Origin of the sequence: Peribacillus sp. NPDC097675, assembly GCF_050277655.1 — a bacterium.
Lineage (GTDB): Bacteria > Bacillota > Bacilli > Bacillales > DSM-1321 > Peribacillus.
In genome coordinates, this window is record NZ_JBNNSK010000003.1 from 259,531 (window position 1) to 275,661 (window position 16,131).

At 40.0% G+C, this 16,131-nt stretch carries 17 protein-coding genes; 10 read left to right on the forward strand and 7 right to left on the reverse strand.

Translation table 11 applies throughout. The features are described from left to right. Positions 1-94: 94 nt before the first annotated feature. Complete coding sequence (locus ACQKL5_RS06725; protein ID WP_427607395.1) at positions 95-1,318, reverse strand: MFS transporter; 1,224 nt, start codon at positions 1,316-1,318, stop codon at positions 95-97. Positions 1,319-1,406: 88 nt separating this feature from the next. Further along, complete coding sequence (locus ACQKL5_RS06730; protein WP_427607397.1) at positions 1,407-2,909, reverse strand: ATP-binding protein; 1,503 nt, start codon at positions 2,907-2,909, stop codon at positions 1,407-1,409. Positions 2,910-3,062: 153 nt separating this feature from the next. Between ACQKL5_RS06730 and ACQKL5_RS06735 the strand changes: the two genes are divergently transcribed. The 3 genes from ACQKL5_RS06735 to ACQKL5_RS06745 all read left to right on the forward strand — a co-directional run bounded on the left by ACQKL5_RS06735 (position 3,063) and on the right by ACQKL5_RS06745 (position 6,593). Next, a complete protein-coding gene (locus ACQKL5_RS06735; protein ID WP_427607399.1) occupies positions 3,063-3,500 on the forward strand; it encodes a MarR family winged helix-turn-helix transcriptional regulator in 438 nt (145 codons plus the stop codon). Positions 3,501-3,689: 189 nt separating this feature from the next. Continuing rightward, positions 3,690-5,384, forward strand: a complete 1,695-nt coding sequence (locus tag ACQKL5_RS06740; RefSeq protein ID WP_427607400.1) for a M3 family oligoendopeptidase — start codon at positions 3,690-3,692, stop codon at positions 5,382-5,384. Between the two features lie 165 nt (positions 5,385-5,549). Further along, positions 5,550-6,593 (forward strand): YkvI family membrane protein, encoded by a 1,044-nt coding sequence (locus tag ACQKL5_RS06745; protein ID WP_427607401.1) that lies wholly within the window; start codon positions 5,550-5,552, stop codon positions 6,591-6,593. 44 nt (positions 6,594-6,637) lie between these two features. Here ACQKL5_RS06745 and ACQKL5_RS06750 read toward each other — a convergent pair whose 3' ends face one another. After that, entirely contained in the window at positions 6,638-7,267 is a 630-nt protein-coding gene (locus ACQKL5_RS06750) for a hypothetical protein (RefSeq protein ID WP_427607403.1), read from the reverse strand. Positions 7,268-7,461: 194 nt separating this feature from the next. Next, a complete protein-coding gene (locus tag ACQKL5_RS06755) occupies positions 7,462-7,638 on the reverse strand; it encodes a YkvS family protein (protein WP_402968613.1) in 177 nt (58 codons plus the stop codon). Between the two features lie 458 nt (positions 7,639-8,096). Between ACQKL5_RS06755 and ACQKL5_RS06760 the strand changes: the two genes are divergently transcribed. Then, positions 8,097-8,291, forward strand: coding sequence for an abortive phage infection protein (locus tag ACQKL5_RS06760; protein WP_427607405.1), 195 nt, complete (start codon positions 8,097-8,099; stop codon positions 8,289-8,291). A gap of 45 nt (positions 8,292-8,336) precedes the next feature. Here ACQKL5_RS06760 and ACQKL5_RS06765 read toward each other — a convergent pair whose 3' ends face one another. The 3 genes from ACQKL5_RS06765 to ACQKL5_RS06775 form a co-directional block, all read right to left on the reverse strand. After that, positions 8,337-8,828: a sigma-70 family RNA polymerase sigma factor gene (locus ACQKL5_RS06765; protein ID WP_427607407.1), complete on the reverse strand. Its 492-nt coding sequence runs from the start codon at positions 8,826-8,828 to the stop codon at positions 8,337-8,339. A 229-nt stretch (positions 8,829-9,057) separates the two neighbouring features. Further along, positions 9,058-9,417 (reverse strand): PilZ domain-containing protein, encoded by a 360-nt coding sequence (locus tag ACQKL5_RS06770; protein ID WP_427607408.1) that lies wholly within the window; start codon positions 9,415-9,417, stop codon positions 9,058-9,060. A gap of 64 nt (positions 9,418-9,481) precedes the next feature. Beyond that, on the reverse strand, positions 9,482-10,315 hold the full coding sequence (locus ACQKL5_RS06775; RefSeq protein WP_427607409.1) for a thermonuclease family protein: 834 nt from the start codon (positions 10,313-10,315) through the stop codon (positions 9,482-9,484). Positions 10,316-10,497: 182 nt separating this feature from the next. On the opposite strand from ACQKL5_RS06775, the gene ACQKL5_RS06780 reads away from it, so the two are divergent. From ACQKL5_RS06780 to ACQKL5_RS06805, 6 genes are all read left to right on the forward strand, one after another. Continuing rightward, a complete protein-coding gene (locus tag ACQKL5_RS06780) occupies positions 10,498-11,127 on the forward strand; it encodes an ABC transporter ATP-binding protein (RefSeq protein WP_427607411.1) in 630 nt (209 codons plus the stop codon). After that, positions 11,127-11,912 carry an ABC transporter permease gene (locus ACQKL5_RS06785; protein WP_427607413.1) on the forward strand — a complete coding sequence of 262 codons (786 nt, stop codon included), beginning with the start codon at positions 11,127-11,129 and terminating at the stop codon, positions 11,910-11,912. Before ACQKL5_RS06780 ends, ACQKL5_RS06785 begins: the two co-directional genes overlap by 1 nt. A 208-nt stretch (positions 11,913-12,120) precedes the next feature. Continuing rightward, complete coding sequence (locus ACQKL5_RS06790) at positions 12,121-12,387, forward strand: phosphocarrier protein HPr (RefSeq protein ID WP_402867991.1); 267 nt, start codon at positions 12,121-12,123, stop codon at positions 12,385-12,387. Beyond that, entirely contained in the window at positions 12,387-14,105 is a 1,719-nt protein-coding gene (gene ptsP / locus ACQKL5_RS06795; protein WP_427607415.1) for a phosphoenolpyruvate--protein phosphotransferase, read from the forward strand. Before ACQKL5_RS06790 ends, ptsP begins: the two co-directional genes overlap by 1 nt. A gap of 292 nt (positions 14,106-14,397) precedes the next feature. After that, positions 14,398-15,183 (forward strand): SDR family oxidoreductase, encoded by a 786-nt coding sequence (locus ACQKL5_RS06800; RefSeq protein WP_427607416.1) that lies wholly within the window; start codon positions 14,398-14,400, stop codon positions 15,181-15,183. Continuing rightward, on the forward strand, positions 15,184-16,092 hold the full coding sequence (locus ACQKL5_RS06805) for an NAD(P)-dependent oxidoreductase (protein WP_427607418.1): 909 nt from the start codon (positions 15,184-15,186) through the stop codon (positions 16,090-16,092). Positions 16,093-16,131: the final 39 nt, after the last annotated feature.

The following is a 16,131-nucleotide window of genomic DNA, read 5'->3' on the forward strand; positions in this document are numbered from 1 at the left end:
AGTTCTAGTTTGTATTTTCTGGGTAAAACAATAATTTATTGTATTTCGAATATCCGATTTGGTTCCAGTATGATCGGGTATGTTTGTGGATGGTTTATGTTCCGGCATGCCATTTTTTTAACATCAAATCAGATGGCAACATCATGCTTATAATACCTAGCAGTGGTAAGAACCCTACAATTTTTATCATGGCTGCAATTCCGATAATATCGGCAATCGCCCCCAGTGAAACAGATCCAATCGCCCCCATGCCAAAAGCGAGTCCCACAGTCAGGCCAGCCATCGTCCCTACTTTACCCGGAACTAATTCCTGAGCATAAATCACGGTAACGGAAAAACTGCTCATGATGATCAATCCAGCGGCTAACAATAGAATAAAGGCTGCAGTGGGTGGGACGAATGGCAAAAGAGCCGTTAAAGGTGCACTTGCAGCAAAGGAAAAAAGAATCACGTTTTTTCGTCCGAAGCGGTCTGCGAGTGGCCCACCGAAAAATGTCCCCACTGCTCCTGCGGCTAAAAATGCGAAAAGAAAGATTTGTGCTGCTTTTATCGTGAATAAGTGCTGTTCAATCAAGTAGAAACTATAAAAATTTGTCATGCAAGATACATACCAGGAGCGGGCGAAGATAATGAATAAAATTAAGATCAATGCTTTGGCCACTTTATTGGTACGATCCTTATTATGGACTTTGGCAGCAAGAGTTTTAGGCTGAAAATGCACGAGCCTGTGAGAATACCACTTGGCAATGTACAGTAATAGCATAACTGCCGCAAAGGCAACGAAAGCAAACCAGAGAGCTCCATTTTGGCCGAATGGAACAAGGATGATAGCAGTGATGAGAGGAGCAAGAGCTTGACCACTGTTTCCCCCTACCTGATAAATGGATTGAGCCAGACCTCGTCTAGGGCCTCCTGCCATGTATGCAACCCGTGAGCCTTCTGGGTGGAAGATTGCCGATCCAAGGCCCATTAGAACGACAGCCCCAAGTATGATTGTATAGTTTGGTGCTAGAGCTAGGATAATGACTCCAATTAAAGTGCTGGTCAATCCGATTGGCAAGGCATAAGGCAGAGGCTTTTTATCTGTATAAAAACCGACCGCCGGCTGTAAAAGAGAGGAGACGATATTCAGGCAGAAGGCAATCATGCCAAGCTGAGTATAAGTTAGGGACATTGATTCTTCTAGGATGGGAAACATGGCCGGTACCACGGCCTGAAGGGAATCGTTCATTAAATGACATATGCCAATGATAATCATGATCTTGAGGGTCATCTCTTGATTTTTAGGCATAAGTTTTGTTGGAGTGGTACTCGCCATATGTATTTTCCTTCTTTCTAAACTAGAATCTTATATACTCTTAGTGCTAATAAATAAAGGGCCATACTGTTTATAGAAGGGGATTTCATTATTGAATACAGTCCCCTTTTAAGGTGGGTAAACTAATCGTAAATGTTGTACCCTCTAAGGGCTTACTTGTAACCTCAATTGTACCTTTGAAAAGTTCGATGATTCTCTTGCATACGAAAAGTCCTAAACCTGTCCCTTCCTGCTTGGAAGTATAGAAAGGCTCGAATACTTTAAGGATTTCATTTGCTTCCAACCCATGTCCAGAGTCGGTTATTTCTATTATAGCTTCTTGCTTTTTTTGATAAATATGTATGTTTAGCTTTTGACCCTGTTCCATAGCCTCAAACCCATTTTTGGCTATATTAAGTATGACCTGCTTTAGTTGGTCCTTTGTACAATATACAGGTAGCGGTGACCTAGCTATATCCCATTCCAATTCTATTTTGTAATAATGGGCTTCAGATTCTATTATTGGTCTTAATTCGGCAACGATACCACGGACATCATATGGCGACAACTGTTGCACCATTGGTTTTCCTAAAACTAAAAACTCACTGACAATGCTATTTATCCGCTCTATCTCCTTCATGATGACAGAATAATAGAATTGGTCTTGCTCATCTTGGTGTTTTTCATTAAGCAATTGGACGAGTCCTTTAATGCCTGTAAGTGGATTTTTGATTTCATGTGCAGTACTGGCGGCAAGCGTACCTACGAAATTCAATTTTTGATTATCGAATAGTTTTTTTTCCTTCATGGATTCCTTGCGAAAGAGTAACTCGTAAACAATGAAATAAATCACATTAGTAATGATGAAGGTGAAAACTATAAAAGAATAGAATGTATTGACGTGATCGGAATAGACCTTTTCTGGCATTTTAACTGATAGAGACCAATCGACTTCTGATAAGGGAAAGCTCACCCATCTAGAGTTTGGAGTAACTTCTCCTATATTAATATCAAGAAGCCTATTGCCGTTGCCCGCTTGGAGTTTAACCGTCTCATCGGGTATAAGCGTTTTCATGATATTCTCTAAATAATCGAGTTCGATATGTACCATTAAAAACCCCTGTACTTTTTCACTATTGTCCAATAAAGAGGAAAAAACGGTGAAACAGTCACAATTCAAGTCATCAAGTTCCGGTATACTGACTACTACAGGTTTATGAGTATTTATAGCTAGGTCCATATCTTCTTGATTGATCAATTTGGAAGGGGTGTCCTGCTCGCTTGTACTATGTATGGCGATTCCTTCTTCATTCAACAGGTATATATCTGCGTACCTTGAGTCTGTATTTTTAATGGAGTGTAACATTTGATTCTTTGTACGATCGTCCATATATGGACGATTGGCACCGAGACTTAACAATCCCACATTTTCCTTGGTTTCACTGATAACTTGGTCGATATATTTTTGATAAACAAATCCAATTCTTTCAGCATGGGATTGCCTCTCTTTTTGAATGGAATGATCAAAATATACCCAATAAATGATAGTTAAAATGATTAATGGTAAAATAACGATGAATATGTATTTCAAAAATCTTTGGCTAAATCTCATGAGGTCACTACTTTAATTTTTTCTTTAGTATATCAAACTGGGTGATTAAACAATAGCCTTACACATTAGGCAAAATTGACAAAAAAGAATAAATAGAATATAATAACCTTTAATTCAAGATATTTTAATTAAAAATTTTAAGGTTGTGAAGTTATGGAAAATGATAACATCCAACAGTCATTGAAGCTGTTTATCGTGATGTCAAGAGCTCATCGGTCAATTAATGATATAGTGAATAAACATATAGCCGAAGCGGGCTTGAATCCTACTGAATTTGCAGTATTAGAACTGTTATATCATAAAGGAGATCAACCGCTTCAACAAATCGGCGGAAAAATCTTGCTTGCGAGCGGTAGCATTACTTATGTGGTGGACAAACTAGAACAGAAGGAACTTTTACAGCGGATTGCTTGTAAAGATGATCGCCGGGTAACCTTTGCCAAAATCACGGATAAAGGCAAAGCGTTTATTGAGAGTGTCTTCCCAGATCATGAAAAAAGAATCGATGATATTATGAGTGTCCTTACACAAGAGGAAAAAGCAACGGCAATTGAATTATTGAAAAAAATCGGCTACTCCACGAAACAATAGTCCAGTAAATCAGCACCTTAATTAAATTGAGGTGTTTTTGCAGTTTTTTTCTTTTGAGATGTGTCAACGGTCAAGATAATGCAGGTGTTTTTTTCGTGAATAGGAAGGCAATACATAAGAGCATGGCGAATTTACTATTTTACGGTTATTCAAAAATGGCCATACAAATATTGATATTGGGGTGTAAGCATGAAATTTAACGACTATGCGTATGAACGTCCGAAATTGGATGAAATTAAAGCGAAGTTCTCAAAAGCACTTAAGAAGTTTACCGATGCCAATGAAGTAGAAGAACAAGTGGATGCAATAGAAGAAATCAACATCATTCGAAACTATGTGGGCACGATGAGTAATCTTGTCTATATTCGGCATTCGATTGATACAACAGATGAATTTTATAAAGCTGAGAATGATTATTTAGATGATTTCTCACCAGAGATGGAGGAAATGACTTCCACATTTTATGCTGAACTTGTCCAATCTAAATTTCGCCCGCAGCTTGAGGCAAAGTGGGGAAAGCAACTGTTTGATCTTGCTGAGGCACAGCTCAAAACGTTCTCCCCGGAGATCATTCCGCAACTGCAAAAAGAAAATAAGCTTTCAAGCGAGTATTCTCAGTTAATTGCCTCAGCGAAAATTGATTTTATGGGAGAAGAGCGGACGTTGGCACAGCTTCAGCCCTTTAGGGAATCGGAGGACCGTTCTGTTAGAAAAAATGCCAATGAAGCTTATTATAACTTCTTTGCAGAAAAACAGGACGAATTGGATCGGATATTTGATGAGCTTGTGAAGGTGCGCAATGGGATTGCAACGACATTAGGGTATGATAATTTCGTCGAGCTCGGCTATTATCGAATGACTCGGACTGATTATGACGCTGAAATGGTAGCAGCATTCCGTAAACAGGTAAAAGATGAAGTTGTCCCGCTGGTTAGCCGCTTGATGGAACGTCAGCAGAAACGGCTCGGTCTTGAGAAACTCTATTATTATGATGAGAATTTTCAGTACAGTACGGGTAATGCCATCCCTAAAGGCGATGCGGATTGGATCGTTGAAAATGGTCAAAAAATGTACCGTGAACTTTCTGCCGAAACGAATGAGTTTTTCAATTTTATGATGGATAATAACTTAATGGATCTTGTGGCGAAAAAGGGAAAAGCAAGTGGTGGCTATTGTACATTTATTGAAGATTATAAGGCACCATACATTTTTTCGAACTTCAACGGAACTTCCGGTGATATCGATGTTCTTACACACGAGGCAGGACATGCTTTCCAAGTTTATCGCAGCCGTAATATCGATATTCCAGAATATAATTGGCCGACCTACGAGGCTTGTGAAATCCATTCGATGAGCATGGAATTCCTTACTTGGCCATGGATGGAATTGTTTTTCGAAGAAGATACAGAAAAGTATAAGTTCTCTCATTTAAGCAGCTCGCTCGTGTTTCTGCCATACGGGGTAGCTGTCGATGAATTCCAGCATTTCGTGTACGAAAATCCAAAGGCCACTCCTCTTGAAAGAAGACAGGCATGGAGTAAAATCGAGAAGGAATATTTACCTCACCGTGATTATGATGGGAATGAATTTTTAGAAGGTGGTGGCTTTTGGCAAAGACAAAGCCATATCTATGAATCTCCGTTTTATTATATTGACTATGCATTGGCCCAAATCTGCGCTTTCCAGTTTTGGAAAAGATCCATGGAAGAAGACGAGAGTGCATGGAAGGACTATCTTAACCTTTGCCAGCTTGGGGGAAGCAAATCTTTCCTAGAACTAGTAGATTCGGCTAACCTGGACTCTCCATTTGCAAAAGGGACTGTTCAATCTGTAGTAAGGGTTATTGATGAATGGCTTAGTTCTGTCGATGACCAAGCCTTATAATTTTAGAAGGCAATTCAATCACAAGCGTTTCTTGAGGTACTTTACCTTAAGGAACGCTTTTTAGGGTTATAGAACTGATGGCTTTTCCATTAATTCAGGTTAATATGACTTGGCCTGTCTTAAATTCCTCCTACTTACATATAGATGTAGGGAGGAGGGGAGTACATGCTTTCAAGATGGTCAGGGATTTTTCAGGTTGCAGCCGTTTATGTAGGTACAGTCGTCGGAGCCGGTTTTGCAACTGGAAAAGAAATTGTTGAGTTTTTTACCCGTTATGGCGTTTACGGCTTTATCGGGATTTTAATAGCAGGATATATTTTCATTTTCAGTGGGACGAAAATCATGCTGATTTCTGCGAGGATCGGGGCAGCTTCTTATGAAGAGTTTAATCAATTTTTATTCGGCAAGAAGCTAGCGGGGATCATCAATATTTTTTTCCTTATTATGCTTTTAGGTGTAACAGCGGTCATGATATCTGGTTCCGGTGCCGTTTTCGAGGAACAGCTCGGAATCTCGAAGAGTGTGGGAAGCTGGGCTACGGTCATTTTGGCTTCAATGGTATTGATGCTTGGAATGCGAGGACTTTTCACAGTCAATACGTTTGTGGTCCCCATCATGATTCTATTTAGCTTGATTCTTTTCTTCTCGACTTTAGGAAAGGGAGAGTTTTTATCTGCTCTTACACAAGTCCCTGAAGATGGCATCAGCTTGAAGATGGTTTTCTCCCCATTTGCCTATACCGCTTTTAATCTGGCTTTAGCGCAGGCTGTACTTGTTCCGGTCGCGTATGAGGTCAATGACGAAAAGATTATAAAGAAAGGGGCTATCCTTGGTGGTGTATTCCTAATGGTTATTCTGCTGACCGGCCATTTTTCACTTATGACCCTTCCTGATGTGGCTAACTATGAAATTCCTTCGGCAGTCATCATGAAAACGGTGGGAGGACATTTACATTGGATGTTCATTCTAGTGATTTATGGGGAAATCTTCACTTCGGTCATCGGAAATATTTATGGATTGCAGAGGCAAATCAGCAACTATATTAAAGTGCCAGGCATATTGATCATTGCTTTCAGTTTTATTGTAGCGTTAATCATTGGCACTTACGGTTATGGAAGGCTCTTGGGGTATCTCTATCCGGTCTTTGGATACATAAGTTTACTGTTTTTAATCCTTGTCTGGAAAAGCAAAGCAGGGAAAAGATTATAAAAAAATGGAAGGGAAGGCTTAAACCTTTCCTTCCATTTTATGAATCATGATTCTTTCATCAGTGTTTTTGCCATCTCTAGGAAAGCATCCCGGTAATCGGTGTCCTTCTTTGTAAACATGGTTAAGCGGACAGGAGCCTTCTCATCTTTAAGCAAGACTGAAGTAACTACCTCATCGCCATTCACGACTTCGTAGCCGGACCCGTTATCTATATTAAGTGCTGGATCTTCAATCTTTTCTGATATACTTTTCAGTTGGGTTTGGACATTTGCCTCTACTTCATCCCACTTGACATCATCCGCTAATAATTCAATCCTCATGGATACAGAGTCGTCATCAGAAAGGAATAAGATATCCTTTCCAGGTTCTTCAGCAGTCAATTCGAATTGTTGCAAGACATAAAGGCTGAATGGTTGGTTATCACTATTTTTTAGGAAAGCCGTTTCTTCTTTTCCCTCCCCATTAATTGTATACTGTAGATTTTGTTCCATAAGTCTCACTTTTTTTGTTTCTTCTGACCCATTATCAGCTCCATTAGTAGAGCCGCCTTTATTCTCTTCCTTTACCGGTGCCTTTTGTGGTTCAGCAGTCTTGTCATCCGTGGTTGTCCCACAGCCGGTCAGCAGAAATGCCGCCATTGTCGCTCCACCTATATACTGCGTCCATTTTCTCATCTTATTTACCTCAACTTTCTGTTTGGAATTCTCTTGTGAGTGTAAAAGTACTTCCTTCAAGCGAACAAGCCTTTTTCATATATACGAATAAAAAAGAAAAAAGTTACAAATGATAGTATAGTAAACAAATATACCATAAAGTTCCTCAATAGAAAAACGGAATGGTTATGAACCATTCCGCGAGTTTCGCACCATCATCCAATGATTTTATAATTCTTATGATTGACAACTGTCTTCTGTTCAAGTTCCAAGTCAAGGTAATTTTCCATATACGTGACATCCACGATTACAGAGTTCTCGTTCACTTTCTCGACGATTCCTTGCAAGCCATCTCTAAATTCAATGATATTTCCAACTTCCGCTTTCTTCATGGTAATCATCCTTTCCCATTTCATTTTCAATGATAATCAGTAACTATGAATAAATGGATTATTCGAACACCTTGCTGTTTAGATTTTGACCCGGGGAGTGCAAGTAAAGAGAAATCATATCTCTTCTGTGAGCAGAGTGGTTATAATGACTAGTTAGAAAGTACAGGTCTGGGTGAGACATGGGTGGTTTTATGCTATATTATGGAAACTCATATGAGCACAGTTACCCTTACTAGTATGTATCTGGATGATTCTTATGTACGAAAAATACCAATCTATTTACATTATGATATTTTACTTTACAGTTTGCACTATTTTTGGGTATTCGTAAAGAATAATATAGCCAAATTGGCGACAAAACTTCAGGTTCTTTATTTGAGTGAGGCTTATGTTAAAATAGAAACGGAATTTCTCCTACCCCGAGTAAGAAATCGAATATTAATTGAGGAGGAAATAGAATGGATGCCGAAGAAGCAAGAATTGTCCTGGATAAATTAGCGAATCGAGAAATGAAGGAATTCAGGATCAAAAAAGAAGAATTTTTGAGTTTTCGTGAGGTTCTTGTACAAAGAGCAGATTTCAAACATTTCCGAGGAAATGCCCAACATAATGGGGAAGTCATATATACGTATCTAGAGGAAGCAAGAAGTTAACTTGGGTAAAAGGACGACTCGATTCGATGAGTCGTCCTTTTTCTATTACAAGGTAATTTCCATTTCCTTTCTCAATTTATGCAGGGTGGTTTTTCGCCAAGATTTGACGGCGGCCGTTGATACATTAAACATGTTTGCGATTTCATTCTGGTTTTTATCTTCGATGAAAGTCAAGATAAGCCAGCGCTTCTGGTTCAATGTCAGGTTTTTCGTGTAGGTCATGAAATTCTCACCGAGGAAGGCCTCTTTATCCAACGAAAAAGGATCTCTAACATCAAGTATAGCTCTATCAACTGGCTGGTTAAACGTATCGTATTTATACTGTCGTTTTAGTTCATTGATCATCCTTCCTTTTATGACTGTATAAGCGAAGTTGGAGAATTGTCCGTTTGCTTCATCATACTTGCCCTGAGATTCCCATAACGCGATCAACCCTATTTGAAAGTAGTCTTCTTTGTTTTTATAGATGGATAGTGATCGGATAACATGATGAATCATCGGAGTGAACTGTTCGGATAAACTTGAAAAACTGTCCATTTTCTACACCTTTTAAAAAGTGCACTTTTTGTGTATTCCCGGGTGCTTTCAGCTTAAATAATGTCAGAAGATTTATCGAAAGGGGAAAAATGATAAAAATGGAGAGACAAAATTGAATTTTGTAACGGGAAATTGTAAAAATGACCATCCCATTCGTGGTATTTTATAGTTTTTTATGAAAAGGACACAAAAATAGGCACACCCGCGGTCCGGATATGCCTGACATAAACTATTGATTATTTTTCCGATAGATTTTAAGTTCCTTGATTATGATTTCTTTCGATCTCTTATTTTCATTCATGATGAATCCGTATATATAAGCGGATGCTTTTTTCTTTTTCCAGAGAACTCTTCCCTGCAAGCTGAGTTCATCCTTATTCATGATGAATGTTAGTAAAAGCTCGATGTCTGCTTGCTCCGGAAGTTCAAGATTGGACTGAAACTTTAGCCCACCGGCACTTATATCGAGAACGGACATAGCTCCATTCCGGCTTTTGTTTTCCAAGTTGTTTATTCTTATGATGCTAAAAAAACCAGAAAGTGGAGGGTCGAAAGGAAAACGAAATGCTTCATCTCTGTTATATTTCACAAGGTATCCTCCAGGATATTTCGTAATTTTCTTAGGAATCATTTTATAGTAATAGATGATGTTCTTAACTCTGTGATTTTCGGAAACCGGCATTCACGGCCTCTTGTTCTGTACAAAACAATTCTTCCTCTTTTGTTATTTTATAGTACTGTCCACTAGGTATGTGGTAGATCTTATCACCTTTTGAATTGATGTTGCCTTTAATTTCTGGATTGGAGCAAGATGTTTTTTTTGTTGGTTTTTCCGCTGTCACTTTTTCAGCCTTTGAATCATCAAAGCCTTTCGAAGTAGCATAATTTTCTATCGACCAGATGCCAACCTCCTTTTTTTGCGCTTGTTTCTGAATGGCTTCTAATTCGTCAAGGTATTTAGTATTTGGGGCATATACGTATGCGACCCTGGCCAGTCCTTTTTCTAGGAGAAGCTTATTCACCATTTTGCCGTCTACATAAAAATAGGCCAACAGACGTCCGTATTTATCTCTTTCCCCAATCCCTGTTTCCACTTCTACTTCTGAACCTGCAGGCAGTAGTTCTTTTGTAAACTTGCTAGCTTCAGGACCAAAAGGCTGAACAGGTTTGGATGGATGGACGGTTTCCGGTGTATCTATTAAAAGAAGTCTTACGGTTTCTTCTCTGCCGTTAGCCGTTTTAATTTTCACCGTATCCCCGTCAACTACGCGGACTATCTCAGCCTTGAAGGTTTTCCCTTTTGATTCACTGGAGTCCTTGTTGTCTGTAGTAAGGGCGTTTTCCGTTGAAGACGTTGTATTTTCCTCGGTAGAATTTTCATCTGTTGAATCGTCAAGCATTTCCTGGCAACCCGTTAATGTAAGCAAACATATTGCCATCAGGATGAGTACATGCCTATAAGAATTAAAAAATGTATGTGTTTTCACCATCATTCCTCCATTCATGTTGTATTCCATGGTGCCATGGATTAGTAAGGGTCGAAATAATAGTACCTTATTAAATGGTGAAAGAAAATGAAAATTATTCTATTTTTATTTTATCCATTCTTCTTTATGATAGTTTATTCTTATAATGAAACCGTGAAGCATGAAAGGTAGGAACCGATAATATGTTCAGGCTTGAAAACGTTACATTTAAAGGCATTCTGACTATTGATCATCTTGAAATCCCAGCAAGAACGATTACGTGTTTGACTGGGGAAAGCGGGGCCGGGAAAACGTCGCTACTTCGTCTATTAAATAGAATGAATGAGCCTGACTCAGGGTCGGTTTTCTATCAAGGTCAACTCCTTGAAACACTCAACCCGATTGAGCTCCGTCGTAAAGTCACGATGCTTTCTCAAACGCCACTCACTTTACCTGGAACCATCGAAGAAAACCTGCAAATGGGATTAGCGCTGACGGATAGAGAAGCAGGATCAAAGGCGGAGCTCATGAGAGTGCTTGAGACTGTTTTATTGAATAAACCATTATCAGCTGATGCAGAGAAACTGTCAGGTGGGGAGAGGCAACGATTGGCACTGGCAAGGCTGCTTTTGTTAAAGGCTGACGTGTATTTATTGGATGAGCCGACATCCGCGCTTGATGAAGAAACAGAATTGGAGGTCATGAGCCGATTTCTAGCAGAAGTGAAACAGGAAAGGGGAACGGTGATCATGATCACTCATTCCAAGCAACTTGCGGAGGCATGCGCTGAGAAGAGAATTGTCCTTAAAAAGTCTAAGGAGGATGACTATTAATGGAGCGTAGTGGGATAATAGATATTGAGCTCTGGCGGTTATGTGCGGCCTATTTATTTGTCGTACTGCTATTAGTTATTGTGAAATGGCGAGGGATATCAAGGGAAAAACAAATTTTGCTTGCTACGGTAAGGATGACAATCCAACTCATTCTTGCCGGCTATGTATTGACCTATATATTCGAAAATCCTCATCCATTGCTTTCAATAGGGTTTTTGTGTTTGATGGCTTGGTTCTCTATCCGGAATATTTTTAAACAAATATCATTTACGCTTAATAAGAGAATCAAACGCATGGTGATACTAAGCATGCTCACAGGGCCGATGGTCGCGTTGTTTTATTTTAACCTAGTCGTCATCCACTTTACGCCATGGTATGAACCACGTTACTTTATCCCAATCGCCGGAATGATTGTAGGGAATGCAATGACCGGAGTTACGTTAGCATTAAAAAATCTGCATGACGGAATCACTAGTAATCGCGAAAAGGTGGAAGCATTATTGATGCTTGGTGCGACTCCGCAGAAGGCAGCAAAAAAATATGTCGATGCAGCTTTTGACTCAGCAGTGCTACCCACCCTGAACAACATGTTAGGTATGGGGATCATTTTCCTTCCGGGCATGATGACTGGGCAAATTCTCTCGGGTATCAGTCCCCTTATCGCCATCGAATATCAAATTGCCATACTGATTGGAATTCTTGGTAGCGTTTCAATAACGGTCATTCTCTTTATCATGTTAAGTTTTAAGGCATTTTTCACAAAAGCCGCTCAATTGGCGATCTAAACTTTAAGCGCCGGTAAAGTTATTGTTGCAGTTTTATATTTATTTTTGTACGATTCTTAAGTATAAGATAGTTATGGTTTGTCTGTTGAGAATGATAATGATATTCTGAAAAGGAAATCATATGATTTTCGTAACTTTCTTAGTTAGAATAGGGAAAAAACTTACATAGCCTATTCTTGTTAATTTATCTTAAAGGAGATTGATTGATATGGTAGAAAAAACATTTACAGTAACGGCAGAAACAGGAATTCATGCTCGTCCGGCAACATTGCTTGTACAAGCGGCAGGTAAATTCGATTCAGAAATTAACCTTGCATATAAAGAGAAAAAAGTGAACCTTAAATCCATCATGGGCGTAATGTCACTTGGTATCGGAAAAGGTGCAGAAATCACGATTACAGCTGAAGGAAGCGATGAAAACGACGCTCTTAAAACACTTTCTGACACACTAAGCAGAGAAGGTTTAGCAGAGTAATGTCTACACTGATAAGTGGAATTGCAGCTTCAAGTGGGATAGCCATCGCTAAAGCCTATCGTCTGATCGAGCCAGAATTATCTGTTGATACAAGAAACGTTGAAGATGTTGAGGCTGAAATATCCCGTTTTAAGGAAGCAATCCAAAAATCCACAGTCGAATTAGAAATCATTCGGAACAAAGCCGAGCAGGACTTAGGTGCCGATAAGGCAGCCATTTTTGATGCTCATTTACTAGTGCTTTCCGATCCGGAACTTTTAAGTCCGGTCCAGGATAAAATCCAGTCAGAAAAAGTGAATGCTGAATCCTCCTTAAAGGAAGTTGCAGGCATGTTCATTTCGATGTTTGAACAAATGGATAATGAATACATGAAGGAACGGGCTGCAGATATCCGGGATGTTACAAAACGTGTGCTATCACATCTTTTGGGTATACATATTCCAAATCCAAGTATGATTGCCGAAGAAGTAATCATCATTGCAGAGGATTTGACGCCTTCTGATACGGCACAGTTGAATCCGATTTATGTTAAAGGGTTTACGACCGATATTGGTGGTAGAACGTCCCATTCAGCCATTATGGCACGTTCATTAGAGATACCAGCTGTAGTAGGGGCTAAAACGGTGACTGCTTCCATAGAAAATGGTGACATGGTCATTATTGATGGTCTGAATGGTGAAGTGCATATCAACCCTACTCCTGAACTCGTGAAGCGATATGAAGAAATTCAGAAGAACTATGCTTTGCAAAAGGCTGAGTGGGCAAAACTGGTTCATGAAGAAACGGTTACGAAAGATGGACATCAAGTAGAGCTTGCGGCCAATATTGGGACACCTAAGGATTTACAGGGAGTTCACAAAAATGGTGGTGAAGGAATCGGTTTGTACCGAACGGAATTCCTCTACATGGGAAGAAATGAAATGCCTACTGAGGAAGAGCAGTTCGAAGCCTACAAAACGGTTCTGGAAGGGATGGCTGGAAAGTCAGTTGTCGTCAGGACACTTGATATAGGCGGAGACAAAGAGTTACCTTATTTGCAACTTCCTAAGGAAATGAATCCGTTCCTTGGCTATCGCGCAATCCGTTTATGCTTAAACGAGCAAGAAATTTTCCGTATACAGCTACGGGCACTTCTACGGGCAAGCATATACGGAAATCTGAAAATCATGTTCCCTATGATTGCTACATTAACGGAATTCCGCGAAGCGAAGGCTGTTTTAGAAGAAGTACGGCAGGAATTGATAGAAAAGGGTATCCCGGTAGCCGAAAAAATTGAAATCGGTATCATGGTTGAGATTCCTTCCACTGCGGTAATGGCGGATGTTTTCGCGAAAGAAGTGGATTTCTTTAGCATCGGTACGAATGACTTGATTCAATATACTATGGCAGCTGACCGGATGAACGAGAGAGTATCGTACTTATATCAACCATATAATCCGGCGATTTTACGACTCGTTAAAATGGTGATTGATGCTGCCCATAAAGAAGGAAAATGGGCTGGCATGTGCGGTGAGATGGCTGGAGATGAAGTGGCGGTCCCAATTTTAATAGGGTTGGGCCTTGATGAGTTCTCAATGAGTGCCACCTCTATACTAAAGGCTCGATCTCTAATCAGGAAACTTTCACATGAAGAAATGAAACAACTATCACAAGATGTCTTGACGATGGATACAAATGACCAGGTGAAGGCAGCTGTACTTGAGAAAGTGAAGAAGTAGACAAAAGTCGGCGTTCCATCCAATGGTGAAAAGTTTATCTTTTTTTCAAAAAAGATGTTTAACAGAAATATACATGGGTAAATAAAGGACAAGCACAGTTGTTTAGCTCGATTATAGGCAACTGACATTCTCATTTCCCCCTTTTAAAGCCGGCTGGATTTCCAGTCGGCGATTTTTTTAGAAAACAATTAAATAGGGGATGAAAATATTGACAATTCAGATTTTTCGATTTATACATATAAAGATATAATAAAAGCAGGTATTAATTTTTTCTGAATAAGGGGGATGTATGATGGACTTATATTTACAGAAGAAAAATGCATTGATTTTAGCCTCGAGCCAAGGGCTGGGAAAGGCAATTGCCCAAGAGCTTGTTAAAGAAGGTGCCAACGTCATGCTTGCAGCTAGGAATGAAGAAAAGCTTGCAGAAGTGCAAAAGGAATTATCGAAACTTGGTAAGGGGAAAATATCATACAAAGTTACCGATATCACTAAACCGGATGACATTAAGTCATTAGTCGCGAGTATGGCTGCAGAATTTGGTGGAATGGATATCCTTATTAATAATGCAGGAGGCCCTCCGGGAGGGACATTTGCTGACTTTAGTGATGAAGACTGGCAACATTCGTTTGAATTGAATTTATTAAGCTTCATCCGGACCATTCGTGAAAGCCTGCCACATCTAAAAAAACAGGGGGGCAAGATCGTTAATATTGCTTCTTCGTCTATTAAAGAGCCAATCCCTGGCCTATTATTATCGAACACATTCCGGACTGCAATCGTTGGATTGGCGAAAACCTTGGCTTCAGAGCTTGCACCGGACAAGATATTAATCAATACGGTTGGACCGGGTCGAATCGCAACAGACCGCATCCAACATTTGGATCGATTCAACGCTGAGAAATTAGGGGTTAATGTAGAGGAAGTAGTCGGAAAATCACTAAGTAACATTCCGCTTGGGCGTTATGGTGAACCAGAGGAATTTGCGAAATTCGTTACTTTCCTTGTATCGGGTGCGAATACATATTTAACCGGCCAATCTTATTTGGTAGATGGCGGAATGGTTAAATCCATATAAATGCAACAACAGTGGATCGAGAGGAGAATGGACATGTTGAGAAAAGAAGACACGGTCATTGGTTTTATTGGCACAGGAGTTATGGGGAATAGTATGGCTGGAAATCTACTTAAAGCGGGCTACGAAGTGTTTGTCTATACAAGGACTAAAGAAAAGGCAGACGAGTTGATTGTACAGGGGGCAAAATGGGCAGCATCGCCTAGGGAGATTGGAAAGCAAACGAATGTGATCATTTCCATGGTCGGATATCCGAGCGATGTCGAGGAGATATTTCTGGGTGAACAGGGGCTTATCGAACATGCAAAAGAAGGGACCGTTTTAATAGATATGACTACTTCCACACCTTCCCTTGCAGTGAAAATAGCCGAGGAAGCAAAGAAAAAGGGAATGGAAGCTCTTGATGCCCCCGTTTCTGGAGGAGATATTGGAGCCCGCGATGCAAAGCTTACCATCATGGTTGGTGGCGATCATAAGTCATTTGAAAACATACTCCCGATTCTAGAAAGTATGGGCAGCAATATTGTACATCTAGGACCCGCGGGATCCGGGCAGCATACGAAAATGTGCAATCAAATTGCCATTGCCTCCAACATGATTGGAGTCACTGAAGCTATCTCATACGCCAAAAGGGCAGGCCTTGACCCGGAAAAGGTCCTCCAAAGCATATCATCGGGTTCCGCAGGCAGTTGGTCACTATCCAATCTTGTCCCTCGAATGGTTAAGGGAGATTTTGAACCAGGATTTTATATCAAGCATTTTATTAAAGATATGAAAATTGCGCTTGATGAGGTGGAAAAAATGGGATTGCAGGCTCCTGGATTAACATTGAGCAAATCATTATATGAAGGGCTGGCAGAGGCCGGTGAGGAAAACAGTGGCACCCAGGCTTTATATAAGCACTATAATTAAAAGTGCTAACCACTCTATTTTTGAATAAGCTGTAAGCGA

What these genes read in the sequence shown, in the direction of transcription:
- ACQKL5_RS06785 (WP_427607413.1), top strand. Translation starts at nt 11,127, where the DNA reads ATGGAGCGTAGTGGGATAATAGATATTGAGCTCTGGCGGTTATGTGCG.
- ACQKL5_RS06755 (WP_402968613.1), bottom strand. Translation starts at nt 7,638, where the DNA reads ATGAAGAAAGCGGAAGTTGGAAATATCATTGAATTTAGAGATGGCTTG.
- ACQKL5_RS06745 (WP_427607401.1), top strand. Translation starts at nt 5,550, where the DNA reads ATGCTTTCAAGATGGTCAGGGATTTTTCAGGTTGCAGCCGTTTATGTA.
- ACQKL5_RS06725 (WP_427607395.1), bottom strand. Translation starts at nt 1,318, where the DNA reads ATGGCGAGTACCACTCCAACAAAACTTATGCCTAAAAATCAAGAGATG.
- ACQKL5_RS06800 (WP_427607416.1), top strand. Translation starts at nt 14,398, where the DNA reads ATGGACTTATATTTACAGAAGAAAAATGCATTGATTTTAGCCTCGAGC.
- ACQKL5_RS06750 (WP_427607403.1), bottom strand. Translation starts at nt 7,267, where the DNA reads ATGAGAAAATGGACGCAGTATATAGGTGGAGCGACAATGGCGGCATTT.
- ACQKL5_RS06760 (WP_427607405.1), top strand. Translation starts at nt 8,097, where the DNA reads ATGGATGCCGAAGAAGCAAGAATTGTCCTGGATAAATTAGCGAATCGA.
- ACQKL5_RS06805 (WP_427607418.1), top strand. Translation starts at nt 15,184, where the DNA reads ATGCAACAACAGTGGATCGAGAGGAGAATGGACATGTTGAGAAAAGAA.
- ACQKL5_RS06740 (WP_427607400.1), top strand. Translation starts at nt 3,690, where the DNA reads ATGAAATTTAACGACTATGCGTATGAACGTCCGAAATTGGATGAAATT.
- ACQKL5_RS06780 (WP_427607411.1), top strand. Translation starts at nt 10,498, where the DNA reads ATGTTCAGGCTTGAAAACGTTACATTTAAAGGCATTCTGACTATTGAT.
- ptsP (WP_427607415.1), top strand. Translation starts at nt 12,387, where the DNA reads ATGTCTACACTGATAAGTGGAATTGCAGCTTCAAGTGGGATAGCCATC.
- ACQKL5_RS06790 (WP_402867991.1), top strand. Translation starts at nt 12,121, where the DNA reads ATGGTAGAAAAAACATTTACAGTAACGGCAGAAACAGGAATTCATGCT.
- ACQKL5_RS06730 (WP_427607397.1), bottom strand. Translation starts at nt 2,909, where the DNA reads ATGAGATTTAGCCAAAGATTTTTGAAATACATATTCATCGTTATTTTA.
- ACQKL5_RS06765 (WP_427607407.1), bottom strand. Translation starts at nt 8,828, where the DNA reads ATGGACAGTTTTTCAAGTTTATCCGAACAGTTCACTCCGATGATTCAT.
- ACQKL5_RS06735 (WP_427607399.1), top strand. Translation starts at nt 3,063, where the DNA reads ATGGAAAATGATAACATCCAACAGTCATTGAAGCTGTTTATCGTGATG.